Annotated in this window: 14 protein-coding genes; 5 read left to right on the top strand and 9 right to left on the bottom strand. The window is 57.2% G+C overall.

Annotation, left to right across the window (positions count from 1 at the left end; all coding sequences use genetic code 11):
* Positions 1–328 precede the first annotated feature (328 nt).
* Positions 329–604, bottom strand: a complete 276-nt coding sequence (locus tag ACQ4MY_RS13565) for a hypothetical protein (protein WP_440095470.1) — start codon at positions 602–604, stop codon at positions 329–331.
* Here ACQ4MY_RS13565 and ACQ4MY_RS13560 point away from each other — a divergent pair.
* The gene (locus ACQ4MY_RS13560; RefSeq protein WP_440095468.1) at positions 603–1,364 is read left to right on the top strand and encodes a secretin N-terminal domain-containing protein; all 762 of its coding nucleotides are present in this window, start codon (positions 603–605) and stop codon (positions 1,362–1,364) included. The genes ACQ4MY_RS13565 and ACQ4MY_RS13560 overlap by 2 nt on opposite strands.
* Positions 1,365–1,838: 474 nt before the next feature.
* Positions 1,839–3,164, top strand: a complete 1,326-nt coding sequence (gene aceA, locus ACQ4MY_RS13555) for an isocitrate lyase (RefSeq protein WP_053121621.1) — start codon at positions 1,839–1,841, stop codon at positions 3,162–3,164.
* A 285-nt stretch (positions 3,165–3,449) separates the two neighbouring features.
* Here aceA and ACQ4MY_RS13550 read toward each other — a convergent pair whose 3' ends face one another.
* The 8 genes from ACQ4MY_RS13550 to ACQ4MY_RS13515 all read right to left on the bottom strand — a co-directional run bounded on the left by ACQ4MY_RS13550 (position 3,450) and on the right by ACQ4MY_RS13515 (position 11,255).
* Positions 3,450–4,613 (bottom strand): MFS transporter, encoded by a 1,164-nt coding sequence (locus ACQ4MY_RS13550; protein ID WP_440095465.1) that lies wholly within the window; start codon positions 4,611–4,613, stop codon positions 3,450–3,452.
* 89 nt (positions 4,614–4,702) lie between these two features.
* Positions 4,703–5,797 (bottom strand): pyridoxal phosphate-dependent aminotransferase, encoded by a 1,095-nt coding sequence (locus tag ACQ4MY_RS13545; RefSeq protein WP_440095464.1) that lies wholly within the window; start codon positions 5,795–5,797, stop codon positions 4,703–4,705.
* Positions 5,794–6,537 (bottom strand): class II aldolase/adducin family protein, encoded by a 744-nt coding sequence (locus ACQ4MY_RS13540; RefSeq protein ID WP_440095462.1) that lies wholly within the window; start codon positions 6,535–6,537, stop codon positions 5,794–5,796. The genes ACQ4MY_RS13545 and ACQ4MY_RS13540 overlap by 4 nt, the downstream gene beginning before the upstream one ends.
* Positions 6,530–7,507, bottom strand: a complete 978-nt coding sequence (locus ACQ4MY_RS13535) for an NAD(P)-dependent oxidoreductase (RefSeq protein ID WP_008082868.1) — start codon at positions 7,505–7,507, stop codon at positions 6,530–6,532. The genes ACQ4MY_RS13540 and ACQ4MY_RS13535 overlap by 8 nt, the downstream gene beginning before the upstream one ends.
* A 63-nt stretch (positions 7,508–7,570) precedes the next feature.
* The gene (locus tag ACQ4MY_RS13530; RefSeq protein WP_440095461.1) at positions 7,571–8,560 is read right to left on the bottom strand and encodes an ornithine cyclodeaminase family protein; all 990 of its coding nucleotides are present in this window, start codon (positions 8,558–8,560) and stop codon (positions 7,571–7,573) included.
* A gap of 84 nt (positions 8,561–8,644) precedes the next feature.
* Positions 8,645–9,169 (bottom strand): MaoC family dehydratase, encoded by a 525-nt coding sequence (locus ACQ4MY_RS13525; RefSeq protein WP_440095460.1) that lies wholly within the window; start codon positions 9,167–9,169, stop codon positions 8,645–8,647.
* A 10-nt stretch (positions 9,170–9,179) separates the two neighbouring features.
* Positions 9,180–10,007, bottom strand: a complete 828-nt coding sequence (locus ACQ4MY_RS13520; protein WP_440095458.1) for an HpcH/HpaI aldolase/citrate lyase family protein — start codon at positions 10,005–10,007, stop codon at positions 9,180–9,182.
* A 9-nt stretch (positions 10,008–10,016) separates the two neighbouring features.
* Positions 10,017–11,255: an aminotransferase class I/II-fold pyridoxal phosphate-dependent enzyme gene (locus tag ACQ4MY_RS13515; protein WP_440095457.1), complete on the bottom strand. Its 1,239-nt coding sequence runs from the start codon at positions 11,253–11,255 to the stop codon at positions 10,017–10,019.
* A 1,341-nt stretch (positions 11,256–12,596) separates the two neighbouring features.
* Between ACQ4MY_RS13515 and ACQ4MY_RS13510 the strand changes: the two genes are divergently transcribed.
* The 3 genes from ACQ4MY_RS13510 to nuoC all read left to right on the top strand — a co-directional run bounded on the left by ACQ4MY_RS13510 (position 12,597) and on the right by nuoC (position 15,553).
* Complete coding sequence (locus tag ACQ4MY_RS13510) at positions 12,597–13,010, top strand: NADH-quinone oxidoreductase subunit A (protein WP_003223812.1); 414 nt, start codon at positions 12,597–12,599, stop codon at positions 13,008–13,010.
* A 10-nt stretch (positions 13,011–13,020) separates the two neighbouring features.
* Positions 13,021–13,695 (top strand): NuoB/complex I 20 kDa subunit family protein, encoded by a 675-nt coding sequence (locus tag ACQ4MY_RS13505; protein ID WP_003223809.1) that lies wholly within the window; start codon positions 13,021–13,023, stop codon positions 13,693–13,695.
* Positions 13,696–13,768: 73 nt separating this feature from the next.
* Positions 13,769–15,553, top strand: a complete 1,785-nt coding sequence (gene nuoC, locus ACQ4MY_RS13500) for an NADH-quinone oxidoreductase subunit C/D (protein ID WP_008082858.1) — start codon at positions 13,769–13,771, stop codon at positions 15,551–15,553.
* The last annotated feature ends 2 nt before the right edge of the window (positions 15,554–15,555 follow it).

The following is a 15,555-nucleotide window of genomic DNA, read 5'->3' as shown; positions in this document are numbered from 1 at the left end:
CAGTCCTGTAAATGCGAAACCCTGTGGTGAGGGGATTTATCCCCGACCGGCTGCGCAGCAGTCGCCAACCCAGCGCATTCGGTTTACCTGATGCACCGCGTTTTCAGGATCTGGGGCTGCTTCGCAGCCCATCGGGGATAAATCCCCTCGCCACAAAGGCCCGCAAGCACACCACAAAACGCAGTCCTGTAAATGCGAAACCCTGTGGTGAGGGGATTTATCCCCGACCGGCTGCGCAGCAGTCGCCAACCCAGCGCACTCGGTTTACCTGATGCACCGCGTTTTCTGGGTTTGGGGCTGCTTCGCAGCCCATCGGGGATAAATCCCCTCACCACAAGAGCAATATGCAAACTTCAGCAAACGCCCCGGCATCCAACGATGCCGGGGCGTTTTGCTGTCTACGATTCAACTTGCCCCACCCCAGGCCGACAAACTGCAACAACAGCAAACCTGTAGGAGCTGCCGCAGGCTGCGATCTTTTAGGCTTCAGCACAATAAAAACAGCGTCGTTTTGATATCGTGAGCCAAGGAGCAAGCGCCAGATCCAAAGATCGCAGCCTTCGGCAGTTCCTACAGAAATTAATTCAGCGGAGATAACGGACATGTCCCTACGCACCCTGCTCACCACCCTGCTGCTCGGCTGCAGTTTTTCGGTGATGGCAGCCACAGAAATCGTGCCTCTCAATTACCGCACCAGCACAGACATGCTGCCGATGGCGCAAGACTTCCTTGGCAAGGACGGTCAGGTCAGCGCCTACGGCAATCAACTGATCATCAAGGCCGAGCCAGACAAGATTCAGGAACTCAAGGCACTGATCACCCAACTCGACACCGCGCCCAAACGCCTGCTGATCACCGTCGACACCAACGAAAACAATGGTCGCGGCGATGAAGGCTATTCGGTCAACGGCGCCCCACCGAACCAGACCCGCATCATCAGCCGCAGCACCACCAGCCGTAACGGCGGCGTGCAACAGGTGCAAGCCAGCGAAGGCATGCCGGCGCTGATCCAGGTAGGACAAAGCGTGCCGATCACCAGCAGCCAGAGTAATTCCTACGGCGATTACAGCAGCCAGACCCAATACCGCAACGTCACTCGAGGGTTTTACGTCACCGCCAGCGTCACCGGTGACACCGTTCACCTGGCGATCACTACCAACAATGACCGAATGAGCCAGGAACGTTCCGATGTAGTGAACGTACAAAGTACCGACACAACTGTCAGCGGACGCCTCGGTGAATGGATCACCCTCGCCGGCGTCAACAGCCAGACGCAGGCCGATAAACAGGGCCTGGCCCGCAGCTACTCGACTCAAGGCCGGGATGACATGACCTTGCGGGTCAAAGTCGACACGCTGGACTAAAGCACCGAAAACTGACTGATTAGTCGTATTAGACGAAAGATGTAGTGCTTGAAAAAAAGCACTACAAAACGTTTGACGAGGCAAAAAAGCGAAGGCATGATGGCCTCGCTCCCGCTAATCAGAGGCCCTGGCAAGGGCCTTCGAAGCGATGTTCGCACCTACCCCGCGAACCGCTTCGTGTCTGTACCGCCCACAAGGTGTGTTTGACGAGGTTGCCGACTGGAACGAAGTTGTCCCGAGGGACGGAAGCGTAATTAGGTAACCCGGCTCCACACTGTAGATCGTATAGAGGCCCACGACGCCCGAATGCGCCCGCAGTCCGCCACTACCTGCTCACTTCCCCTCGAGCCCATCGTTCATCCCGTCGCCTACCCCGCCGAATCCGACTTGACCACCTAAGCTTCTGGTCAGCGAGCGCAGGAATTTTCCACCGCAGAACAACTTTTCATAAAAGACGCGACGAGGTTTATCTCCATGGCACTGACACGCGAACAGCAAATTGCAGCCCTCGAAAAAGACTGGGCTGAAAACCCGCGCTGGAAAGGCGTGACACGCGCTTACTCCGCTGCTGACGTCGTCCGCCTGCGTGGCTCGGTTCAACCTGAGCACACTTTTGCAAAACTGGGCGCCGAGAAGCTGTGGAACCTGGTCACCCAGGGCGCCAAGCCGTCCTTCCGTCCTGAGAAAGATTTCGTCAACTGCATGGGCGCCCTGACCGGCGGCCAGGCTGTACAACAAGTCAAAGCCGGCATCCAGGCGATCTATCTGTCGGGCTGGCAGGTTGCTGCGGACAACAACTCCGCCGAATCGATGTACCCGGACCAGTCGCTGTACCCGGTGGATTCGGTGCCAACCGTGGTCAAGCGCATCAACAACTCGTTCCGTCGCGCTGACCAGATCCAGTGGAAAGCCGGCAAAGGCCCGGGCGACGAAGGTTACATCGACTACTTCGCACCGATCGTGGCTGACGCTGAAGCCGGTTTCGGCGGCGTGCTGAACGCTTACGAGCTGATGAAAAGCATGATCGAAGCAGGCGCCGCCGGCGTTCACTTCGAAGACCAACTGGCTTCCGTGAAAAAATGCGGTCACATGGGCGGTAAAGTACTGGTTCCAACTCAGGAAGCCGTACAGAAGCTGACCGCTGCACGTCTGGCTGCTGACGTTGCCGGTACCCCGACCATCATTCTGGCCCGTACCGACGCGAACGCCGCTGACCTGCTGACCTCCGATTGCGACCCGTACGACCAGCCGTTCGTGACTGGCGAGCGCACTCAGGAAGGTTTCTACAAGGTCCGTGCCGGCCTGGATCAAGCCATCGCTCGTGGTCTGGCTTACGCGCCGTACGCCGACCTGATCTGGTGCGAGACCGCCAAGCCGGATCTGGACGAGGCTCGTCGCTTCGCCGAAGCGATCAAAAAGGAATACCCGGACCAACTGCTGTCGTACAACTGCTCGCCTTCCTTCAACTGGAAGAAAAACCTGGACGACGCGACCATCGCCAAGTTCCAGCGCGAACTGTCCGCCATGGGTTACAAGCACCAGTTCATCACCCTGGCCGGCATTCACAACATGTGGCACAGCATGTTCAACCTGGCGCACGACTACGCCCGCAACGACATGACTGCTTACGTGAAACTGCAAGAGCAGGAATTCGCTGACGCCGCCAAGGGTTACACCTTCGTGGCTCACCAGCAGGAAGTGGGCACCGGCTACTTCGACGACATGACCACCGTGATTCAAGGTGGCACGTCTTCGGTAACCGCACTGACCGGTTCGACTGAAGAAGAACAGTTCCACTGATCTCTTCCGCCTGAGCAAACGGCCTCTGCGGATCGGATAGAAAGCTAACCGCAGAGCCGCAAAACTGACGCCCCGACTGGTTCGGGGCGTTTTTTTGTCTGGGATTTGGTGGCCGCGCATGCTTATTGCAGCCGATCTACCAACCCGCGTATGGCCGCCCGCAAGCCCCCCCCTGTAGGAGCTGCCGAAGGCTGCGATCTTTTGATTGTAAAAAAAAGCAGATCAAAAGATCGCAGCCTTCGGCAGCTCCTACAGGGTGTCACTTATCAGGGGACCCAAGCCAGATCACGCTGCAGTCGCAAAGCGCCCCCTTCTGCCAGCAAGCAAAAGACAAACGCCGCCAAACAAAAGACCCACCAGCCCATACAGACTCCAGCTCAACTGGAACCCGATCCCGGCGATCAAAGAGGCGCCGATCCCCACAGACACCATCCTCGCCAACGCCAGCACCACAGGTATAAGCGAGAACAGGCTGGCCTGGGTTTGCAGGGTGGTTTTCTGCGCGATCAACGCGGTGATGTAGGTCACGCCAAGAATCTCACCCAGCGTCCAGAAGAACACGAACGAAAGAATCAGCGCGGTCTGTTCGAAAAAGGCATAGGCGCCGAATCCGATGCCGTAAAAAACCGCCGCCAGGGACAGATTGGTCAGCGCCCCGAAACGTGACGTCAAGGCAATCAGCGGCTGCGTCACCACGACCACCAGCAACGCATTGACGATACCAACCGCACCGAACAGGCCGGCGGCCTTGCCCGCCGTCACCTCATCAAGCCATAGCGGCAATTGATATTCGCGTTGCGCATCCAGCACCGACAACGCAAAGAACATGGCGCCCGCAACGATGACGATCCTGGGTACATCGACCAACGCACCCATCGAGGTTTTTCTGGCTTCAGTCGCAGCGCCCTGGCGTTCCGGCAACGCCAGAAAAACACTGGCCAACAGGCACAGAACACTGGCGCCCACCGCAAACAGCACCAGATAGTGACTGTCGAGGCCGAGCAAGTAGCCACCCATCACGAACAACAGCGCTCCCCCCAGATTAGTGGCCAGGTGCAGATAGCCAAAAGAGGCGATGCGATTGCTGTCGTTCGCCGCCAGGGACGTGAGGACACTGAATACCGGCGTGATCAGGCCCGCACACAGCATGAACAGCAGCACCATCGCAATGGAACTGACCGATGAACTGAGCACGGCAGCGAGCAACAAAAACAGTGACGAACAGGACGAGGTACAGATTAAAAGTGTCCGGAAGTTGAAACGACCGATCAGCGCCCCGCCCAACAGATTGCCCAGCAGATAAAACGCCGACATCAGTGTGATCACCAAGGCCACTGCAGAGCTGTCGAGCTGGTAATGCCGATGAAAAAACAAGGCAGCAAAAGGCCCCAACGCATTGGCCATGACGAACAGCAATCTGAGCAAAACAATGTTACGCATTCCTGCCATCAGGCGATTCCCTTTCAGCCATGTCGTCATTTGAAATTAACCTTTACGTGTTGCGGTGTTCGCAACGCAGGCCTTTGGGCAATGTGCTGCTAGATGTTCACTTCGCTCAGGCAAGCCGCACTGCCGCTGCCACGCAATACCGTCGTCAGGAATGTTTTCAGATCCGACGCCGAGGGAACGGCCACGCGCAGCACATCGCGCAACAGACCGAAACTGTGCGGGTATTGCGAACAGTCGCTTACGCGGATATTGGCCTGAGCAAAAGCGCTGGCCAGACGACCATCGTGCTCATCCTGCAGCAGCAAAAAGTTCGTATCGCTCTCATAGACGACGATCGCGTTGGCCCGACAGACGTCGATAATTTCACGTTTGATCTGCGCGAGATGATCGTGCGCTTGCTGCAAGGCTTGCTGATTCTGCAAACAGAACAGCGCCGCTTTCACCGCCACATGGTTCACATCCCAAGGGCCGCGCACTTTCATCAGCTCACGGATTGATTCCGGGCGCGTGACCACATACCCCAGGCGCAAACCGGCAAGTCCGAAGTACTTGGAAAATGAACGAATCACAAACAACTGCCTGACTGCGCTGAACGTATCCAGACACGACTGTTGCAAATATTCGAAGTAGCATTCGTCGACGATCATCGGTTTGTCTTGCCTGACACAAGATTCGACAAACACTCGCAATTGCTCTGGGTCGATGCGTACTCCCAGTGGATTGTTGGGGTTGCACAGGATCAACCCCTGACTGGTGTGCAAGGACTGGAGCACCGCCTCGGTGGGCAACACGAATTTGCCGGCCTGTTTTTCAAACCCCGCGATCACCGGCACCACGCCGTTGACGTCGAGCATCTGGTAATAGAAGGAAAAAACCGGAGAAGGCACCACCACCCGATCCCCTGGCGAAAACAGTAACCGAATCACCAGATCGATGGCCTGATCCGCGCCATTGGTCAGCAGCAGACTGTCGGTGGAGACCTTGCAGTACTGCGCGAGCTGGTTGAGGAGCGGGCGGTAATTGGGATAGGCAAACAGATCCTGAGGCTTCAATTCGTTGGCAATGAACCCTGCCAGAAACCGATGTAAAAACTGGTTTTCATTCAAATCCAGCAGCACCGATGAAAGATCGCGCTCTGGCGCCTTCCATGAACCGGAGCATGAGATGTGGGGGTGAAACTTCATTTGCGCATCCCTCCGTAGATCACTTGTTCGCCCAGCGCGTACATCTGCCGGACCTCCTCGTGGCTGGCGTACACCACCGACTTTCCCGTGGCGGCCGATAAACAATGACTGGTAATCAACCGGCTGATTTCGGCCGTGAATGCCACGGCGCGATGAAACGCCTCCGACAGGTGGCGGCCAAAACAGGTAATGCCATGGCTGGGCATGACGATGCAGTTGGTGTCGCTGGCACAGCGGCCAATCGCACTGATATCCAGCTCGACATTGATGCCCGCGTCGAGGATGCTCGGCGGCTTGCCCATGACCAGGGCCGTGTCGTTCGACACGTACGCCATCTCACGCCATTGCATGACAGCGAAGAAGGCAATGACGTCGTTGGGATGAAGGTGCACCGTCGCATTGATGTCGGCGCGACAACGCATGATTTCCCGATGCATCTGGTGCCCCTGACTGGGGTGGAAACGTCCGTGCAGAAGCTCATCGGATTGCATGTCCAGCACCGACAGATGCTCAAGCCCGCACTCTTCCAGAGAGATGCCGCGGTGCTTGGTGTAGATCACGTCGCGTTGCCAGTACGCACAGCGGCTGCGTACAGCGATATTGCCCAACGTGTTGACCAGCAGTTGTCGCGCCGCCAGACGCTGACCGTATTGGACAATGCTGTTGCCGATCGCCAGGTCGAACCAGGCCGGCAACCCGGCTCGGGACGGTTCAAACCCCGCACGTTTCAATTCAGGCATAGCCGTTTGCCTCCCGCGATACGCAATCGGGATTGACCACCGTGTCGACTGTTTGCCCCTGTAACAGCGCCAGCAGCGTTTGCAGGGCATTGGCTTTGAGTTGGGCCAACGAGCGCTCGCTGTAGAAAGCGGCATGCGGCGTCAATAACACCCGCTCATGCTCAATCAAGGCTTTGGGAGGTGCCGGCTCTTCCTGCACGACATCCAGCAGTGCCATGGACACAACCCCGGCCTGCAAGGCCCGCAGCAACGCATCGGTGTCGACGATGCCGCCTCGCGCGGTATTGACCAGGGTCGCGCCGTGCTTCATCCGTGAAAATGCCGCGTCGTTCATAAGATGTGCGGTGGCCGGGGTAAGCGGCAGATGCAGCGACAGCACATCGGCGGTAGCGAGCAAAGCATCCAGCGTCAGGCCCGTGGCAATGTCTTCGGCACAACGCTCGACCCCGGGATCGTAAAAGCAGATCCGGTAACCGAGCGCCGCCGCCCTGCGGGCCAATGCTCGTCCTGTTGCGCCGTAACCCACAACACCCAGAACCGTGTCGGCACAGGCTTTCACTTCGCCGCTATGGGCTCGCCAGCTCCAGCCGCCCTGGCGGGTGTGCCGGGCGTAGTCGCACAGCTTGCGCTGGGCCAAGAGGATCAACGCCAAGGCATGCTCGGCAACTTCCTCCACCCCTACAGAACCGATGTTGGCGCACACAATGCCTTGCGCGCTCAACGCCTCGACATCCACATCATCAAGGCCGATCGTTGCCTTCACCAAAGCGCGGCAACGCGGCATTCTGGCGATCAGCGGCGCGTCGATGACCACCGAATGAAAGGCAATGATGCCGTCGGCTTTGGCCAGTTGCTCATCTGAAGGGGCGGTGGTCACCTCGAGGCGATAGCGCTGATGCTGCGCTTCCCGGACATACTCCCCAGCGTCGACATAATTCACTCGCTGCGAATCGATCATCAGAATATTCATGGGCATCCTTTTCCTTCCCGAGTCGTTGGCACTGCTGATTCAAAACGTTGCGCCCGGCGAATTTCAAGCACGGAGGTAGTCGCACTGTTGGCCGATATGCCCCGCCACCGCCGCGTCATAGATGCAGGCGGCAACCACCATGTCCTGGCTGGCATGGCCAACGCTGCGAAAGTAACTGAGACCTTGTTTGCGGGTGACCGGCGAAGGCTGCTCGACCACCAGGGCGCTGATCTCGCGGATGTCCTTTCGCTCAATCACCGACCACGCCAAGGCCTGGGCGATTTCGCCCGACTCGTGGCATGCGGCGTCGAGATGATCGACATGCACCTGAGCACTGCCCAGCAATCGAGGATCGATCTCGCATGCTTGCGGTGTGCTGCCGCCGATGGCATTGATATGGGCATCGGGTTTGAGCTGATGCGTCCCGATCAACGGCTGCGGACTGTCGTGGGAGGTTGTCGTGCAGACAATGTCCGCGTCAGCCAACGCATCTTCCATGCGCTCGACGGCCTCGACCGGCTGCGCAAGCTCAATGGACAGACGTTCGGCCAACGCGACACTGCGGGCCATTGAGCGGGAAAATATCCTGACCTGCCCCAACTCCCTGACAGCGGCCATCGCCTTGATATGCGCCGCCGCTTGAGCCCCGGCTCCGATCACCGCCAGATTGAGCCGCGTCTGCAGGCAGAGTTTGTCCGTCACCAACGCACTCATGGCACTGGTACGAATCGCCGTCAGGGCGGAACTGTCGAGCATCGCCAATAACCGGCCGCTGTCGACGTCGATCAGCAAAACCGCGCCATTGACCGCCGAGAGCCCCTGCTCGGCGTTGCCGGGATGAAACGACGACACCTTGATGCCCAGGGTCTGGCTCGCGGGCAAAAAGGCCGGCATGAACAACGAAAATGCCTTTTGTCGCTCGTGCAGGATGATCGAACGTGGCGGAACCACGGGGGCCGCAAGTGAAAAGCCGCGATGAGCTTTTTCGAGTACGCGCACAAGCGTCGGCAACTCGACACAACGCCTGATGTCTTCACGATTGAGCAGCAGCATGGCTTGTCCTTTTCCATCAAAGCTTTTTGAAAGTCCCGGCCATTCCCTGACCGGCAGCGTTTGCACGCTTACTCAAACGGGCGTCTAGCCGACGGGGTAGTCCTGGGAAAACCCCTGCTTTGGAACCAGAAAGGTGCGCAGGTAGCTGATGACCGGAGTGGCGTCCTGCTTGCGACCGATCACCTTGATGGTGACGATGCCCTGGCCCGGACGTGATCGGGATTCACGCTTGAAGACCACCTCGCTCTCGGCATACAGGGTGTCGCCGACGTACACCGGACTGGGCAGGCGTATTTCGTCCCAGCCCAGGTTGGCGATGGCCCGGGCGCTCATTGTCGCGACCGTCATGCCGCTGATGATCGACAAGGTCACCGAACTGTTCACCAGCAGTTTTTCGAACTCGGTGCGCTGTGCGTAAGCCACATCGATATGCGCCGGATGGTTATTCATGTTCATCAGTGACTGCCAGATGTTATCCAGCTCAGTCACCGTGCGACCGGGGCGATGCTCGAACACGTCCCCGACCACAAATTCTTCGTAATGCAGCCCATAAGACTCACGGTATCGGTTGGCAGCGATCCGTTCATGGGCCGGAATCATCGGTTCCATGCTGTTCTCCTTATAGACCCAGTTCCTGGGCGCGCTGGATGACTTTGCGGGCTTGCTTGACGAAGGGCGGCCCGACCATCAGGTGCTTCAGCCGGGTGATTTTTTCACCACTGTCTTGCGCCGCCTGCACAACGGCCAAGGCATGTTCGTACTCGGCGATCGAAGGGGTGAACGCCTCATTGATGATGGATATCTGCCTTGGGTGAATCGAGGTCTTGCCACTGAATCCCAACTCCCGGGTGTCCTGGCATTCCTTGAGTAACCCGGCGTCGTCATCGAGGTTGAAGTAAGCGGTGTCGAACGCGGGAATCCCCGCTGCGCTGGCGGCGGCAACGATGCTTGCACGGGCGTGGAGAATGTTGCTCCAGCCGCCAATGGGCACACCGAGGCTGGCCGCGTAGTCGGCAGAACCGAAAATCAGACCGTCGGCGCTGGATGCAATGGCGTAAATATCCCGCAGGCAGGCCGGTGTTTCGACGGTAACGAGGATTTTCGGGCTGCCTCCCTGCCCCCCTAAATTGGCGCGTACGACGTCTATCTCGGCCGCCGCTTCGGTCATGGCGAGGACGATGTATTCGGGGCGCTGTTCGAGGGATTGCACCAGCAACAGATCAAGCAACCCTTGGTTATCACGCAATGGGTTGATGCGCAGTGCCGTACGCTGAGCGATAGCGGATCGGTAGTAACGCTCGACGCATACCCGGGCTTCAGCTTTCCTGGCGAGCGGAACACCGTCCTCCAGATCAATCACCATGACATCCGTCAGGGCACTCTTGGCGTATTGCTCCGGGTGCAAGGCAGAGCAATACAACAGGCTTCGTGGTATCGGATGAGTCATCACCACCTCTCAACGCTCGGCAGGCTTCAGGTGCAAGCGGGCTACTTCAATCTCTGCTCTGACGGCGGAGCAAAAACTCCTTACGTCCTCTTCCGACATATCGGCACGCAGCATCACGCGCAAACCGGACTTGTTTCTGGCCACAATCGGAAAGAACACCGCCGAGGTGTAATAGCCTCGTTTGAACACACCTTCGGAAACGCTGATCGCCATGTCCGGGCTGTCCAATGGAATAACCCGAATCGGCAGCCCTGACCCCGCGTGCTCTGTATTGAATAAACTGTCGAATAGACGAATATTGGAATTCAGCTTCTCCTGCAAGACGCCAAGTTCAGGACTCTTATGAATATCCAGCGACGCCATGGCCGCACCGATAGCGGCCGGATTTATATATTGAGAATAAGACATCGGCCCACCAAAGCGACGAAAGACACTTTGATAGTCGCCTTTCTCCGACATGAATATGCCGCCGCCATTGGCTCCGAATGCCTTGGCCAATGAATACACCAGCAGGGTTCGAGGATTCAGCTCGGGTATATACGTACGAATATAACCTTCACCCTGTTCGCCATAGGCGCTTAATGAGTGAGAGTCATCAAAATAGAGAAACAGCCCATATTTATCCTGCAACGCTAATAGCCGCTCAATCGGTGCACTGCCTCCCATGCTATAGGCACCGTCAGCAACATAGCCGACTAGCGGGTACCGCTTGCACATATCCTCAATAAAATCGACATCGTTGTGATTGCAGGTCACCACCTGCGTTTCATCACCACAAATGGCCTTGACCTGATTCAGGGCAAAATGGGCATGCTTGTCAAAGATCAATACGGGGCGCTGCCCCTGAGTAAACATACCAGCGGCCAGGAGCGGCAACGAGGCCACAATCCCCGCGCTGCACGACGTCGCCGTGAAGGCTCGACAGTTGAAGTGCGCGGACAAGGCATCCTCAAGCTCATCGAGTTCTCGCAACCTTATCCTGATACGCGAGGTGGGCAGGTTCACCGTACCGCTATTGAGCACATAATCGGCGGCGCGGCGCGCCAGACGCGGATCGACCTCAAGCCCCAAATATGAACAAGAGCACATGTTCATGAAGGCATGACCGTTCTGATCCTGCATACGCCCCTGCTGAGTATGCTTGACACTCAAATCGGTCAACCCCGATTGTTGTGCAAAGGCCCATGACGGATTTCCAATGTCAACGGATCGGGCGGTATTAATGTACTTGTTTCGCTGCTCTGACATACACGACCTCAATATAAGTCCATATAACCGGAACAATGACCAGTGGCAATTAAGTAACATCAATGAAAATACTGCGCGCTAACAAATATCCAACATCCAACATCCAACATCGCTACACCATCAAAGCTTAATTGATTACAGCCCACCTCAGCGTCACAGTCAGCGCTTTTGTAGGCATTCAAGAAAACCCCTTCAATGATTAACGAATGATCTGTAGGAACACTCTTAAAGATCATACGCACAGGCCAGATCACATTAACGGTTCCAGGTTCTAGCCGTGCGCCGCCTACAACTTCACGGCACACGCCCCACAGCCTTGTATTGCGCAGAATAATTAATCAATGGAAGATTGAGCGGTAAACCAGCGCTTATCACGGGCGCGGCCTCAGACATCGGGAGATGCGATAGCCGAAGGCGCCGATATGGTCATCGATGGAGGTCTGGGAACTCAGGTTTACGGTGGCTATGCGTGGGGCTACTTCGAGAGCGCCGGGGTTTAAAGATCAAAGAGGCAACTGACCGGGCCATCAATTTCCACCTGAGCCCCCGCTCACTGAAGCTCTCAATTCCTTCCCGCAAAACCAGCAGGACCTTCCTTATTGACCCCGTCGTCGACAACACACCGCGCCGAGCCCTGTTGATGCTGCATCAGGTGATCATACTGAGTGGTCAATCGAATCCTGTTGGCCAGCGCCTGCCGCACCAGCGAACTCGCCGCGAATACCCTGTAGGAGCTGCCGCAGGCTGCGATCTTTTGATCGTAAAAAAAGCAGATCAACAGATCGCAGCCTCCGGCAGCTCCTACAGGGTGTCATTTATCCAAGGTGGCTCGATGGGATGTGTTCGGCGTTCCGGTTGATGTCCGAAACCGATGGTGGCTGGTCTGGCGCTTTCGCGAGCAAGCTTTGCTCCTGCGGGGTCAAGGGCAGCCTTTGGGTGAAACATTGATCCAGAGCGGGTCGGGCGTAGGAAAAATCGGGTAAAACGGGCGCCATCGCTACTTGCAGTAACGTGCAAGTAAGACAACTTCCCAACACCTCACCCGATAAACAGTTGAAAAACCGCTCCAAACAATATTGATTATCATTTAGCAGTAACTATGTTCGTTACATTTCAAACAAAACATATTTCCCGGAAAACCGGCTAATGCCCGCAACGCATGGGCTGGCGGGGCTTGGAGGTGCGCTATGTCCTTATTCCAATAAATAATTTCGCTATAGGAATTTTACTTGCCGGGTGTTTAGCCATAAAATCAGCGCGATTGATTGCTGCGACATATCGTCACTGCCTTATTTCTTTATCAAGCTCAGAGACCTTTGCTCTCTGTTAAGGATTACCAGCATGCCCGAAGCGACAGGACTCATGGCCCACAACTGGGGCTTTGCCATTTTCCTTCTGGGTGTCGTCGGCCTGTGTGCCTTCATGCTCGGTGTCTCCAGCCTCCTTGGGTCAAAAGCCTGGGGCCGCAGCAAAAACGAACCGTTCGAGTCGGGCATGCTACCTACCGGTGGCGCCCGCTTGCGGCTCTCAGCCAAATTCTATCTGGTCGCGATGCTCTTCGTGATCTTCGATATCGAAGCCCTCTTTCTCTTTGCATGGTCTGTGTCCGTCCGCGAAAGCGGCTGGACCGGATTCGTCGAAGCTCTCGTTTTCATAGCAATTCTGTTGGCAGGTCTTGTCTACCTGTTCCGAGTGGGCGCCCTTGACTGGGCTCCGGAAGCTCGTCGCAAGCGGCAGGCGAAGCTGAAACAATGAGGCTTTGGCAATGCAATACAATCTCACCAGGATCGACCCCGATGCTCCTAACGAGCAGTATCCGATTGGCGAACGGGAAACCGTTTCCGATCCGTTAGAAGATCAAGTTCACAAAAACATTTTCATGGGCAAGCTGGAAGACGTGCTGAGTGGCGCGGTCAACTGGGGACGTAAGAACTCCCTGTGGCCGTACAACTTTGGCTTGTCGTGCTGCTACGTGGAAATGACCACCGCCTTCACGGCGCCCCACGACATCGCGCGCTTTGGCGCCGAGGTTATCCGGGCATCGCCGCGTCAGGCCGACTTCATGGTTATCGCCGGTACCTGCTTCATCAAGATGGCGCCGATCATCCAGCGTCTCTACGAGCAGATGCTCGAGCCGAAGTGGGTGATCTCCATGGGTTCGTGCGCTAACTCCGGTGGCATGTACGACATCTACTCTGTGGTTCAAGGGGTGGACAAGTTCCTGCCCGTGGACGTCTACGTACCTGGCTGCCCTCCTCGTCCGGAAGCATTTCTGCAAGGCTTGATGCTGTTGCAGGAATCGATTGGACAGGAGCGTCGTCCGCTTTCCTGGGTCGTCGGTGATCAAGGCGTTTATCGCGCCGACATGCCTTCGCAAAAGGAACAGCGCCGCGAACAGCGAATCGCAGTCACTAACCTGCGCAGCCCTGACGAAGTCTGATCCAGATCTGTTCTGACAAAGAAACGAGAAGCTGGCTTCATTCTTTACGTTGACCGAAAGCGAAAAAATAACCATGACTACAGGCAGCGCTCTGTACATCCCGCCTTATAAGGCAGACGACCAGGATGTGGTCGTTGAATTGAACAACCGTTTTGGCGCCGAAGCGTTCACCGCTCAGTCGACCCGCACCGGCATGCCGGTGCTGTGGGTTGCTCGCGCCAAACTCGTCGAAGTCCTGACTTTCCTGCGCAACCTGCCCAAGCCGTACGTCATGCTCTATGACCTGCACGGCGTGGACGAGCGTCTGCGCACCAAGCGTCAAGGGCTGCCGAGCGACGCTGAATTCACCGTGTTCTATCACCTCATGTCGCTGGAACGTAATAGTGACGTGATGATCAAGGTCGCCTTGTCCGAGAGCGACCTCAGCTTGCCGACCGTTACCGGTATCTGGCCGAACGCCAACTGGTACGAGCGTGAAGTCTGGGACATGTTCGGCATTGACTTCAAAGGCCACCCGCACCTGTCGCGCATCATGATGCCGCCGACCTGGGAAGGTCACCCGCTGCGCAAGGACTTCCCGGCGCGCGCCACCGAATTCGATCCGTTCAGCCTCAACCTCGCCAAGCAACAGCTTGAGGAAGAAGCCGCGCGTTTCCGCCCTGAAGACTGGGGCATGAAGCGTTCCGGGACGAACGAGGACTACATGTTCCTCAACCTCGGCCCGAACCACCCTTCGGCGCACGGTGCGTTCCGCATCATTCTGCAGCTGGACGGTGAAGAAATCGTCGACTGCGTGCCGGATGTCGGTTACCACCACCGTGGTGCCGAGAAGATGGCCGAGCGTCAGTCGTGGCACAGTTTCATCCCGTACACCGACCGTATCGATTACCTCGGCGGCGTGATGAACAACCTGCCGTACGTGCTCTCGGTCGAGAAGCTGGCCGGCATCAAAGTGCCTGAGAAGGTCGACGTCATCCGCATCATGATGGCCGAGTTCTTCCGGATCACCAGCCACCTGCTGTTCCTCGGGACTTACATCCAGGACGTCGGCGCCATGACTCCGGTGTTCTTCACTTTCACCGACCGCCAGAAGGCGTACACGGTGATTGAAGCCATTACCGGTTTCCGTCTGCACCCGGCCTGGTACCGCATCGGCGGTGTTGCCCACGACCTGCCGCGCGGCTGGGACAAACTGGTGAAAGACTTCGTTGAATGGCTGCCAAAACGCCTCGACGAATACACCAAGGCTGCCCTGCAGAACAGCATCCTCAAGGGCCGTACCATCGGCGTCGCTGCCTACAACACCAAAGAAGCCCTGGAATGGGGCGTCACCGGTGCCGGCCTGCGTTCGACCGGTTGCGACTTTGACCTGCGTAAAGCGCGCCCATACTCCGGCTACGAGAACTTCGAGTTCGAAGTGCCGCTGGCTGCCAATGGCGATGCCTACGACCGCTGCATGGTGCGCGTTGAAGAGATGCGCCAGAGCATCAAGATCATCGACCAGTGCATGCGCAACATGCCGGAAGGCCCGTACAAGGCGGATCACCCGCTGACCACGCCGCCGCCGAAAGAGCGCACGCTGCAGCACATCGAAACCTTGATCACGCACTTCCTGCAAGTTTCGTGGGGCCCGGTGATGCCGGCCAACGAATCCTTCCAGATGATCGAAGCGACCAAGGGCATCAACAGTTATTACCTGACGAGCGACGGCGGCACCATGAGCTACCGTACCCGGATCCGCACTCCGAGCTTCCCGCATCTGCAACAGATCCCTTCGGTGATCAAAGGCAGCATGGTCGCGGACTTGATTGCGTACCTGGGTAGTATCGACTTCGTTATGGCCGACGTGGACCGCTAAGC

The organism is Pseudomonas sp. SM4 (assembly GCF_051913165.1).
Lineage (GTDB): Bacteria > Pseudomonadota > Gammaproteobacteria > Pseudomonadales > Pseudomonadaceae > Aquipseudomonas.
This window is presented reverse-complemented; position numbering and strand designations above follow the sequence as displayed.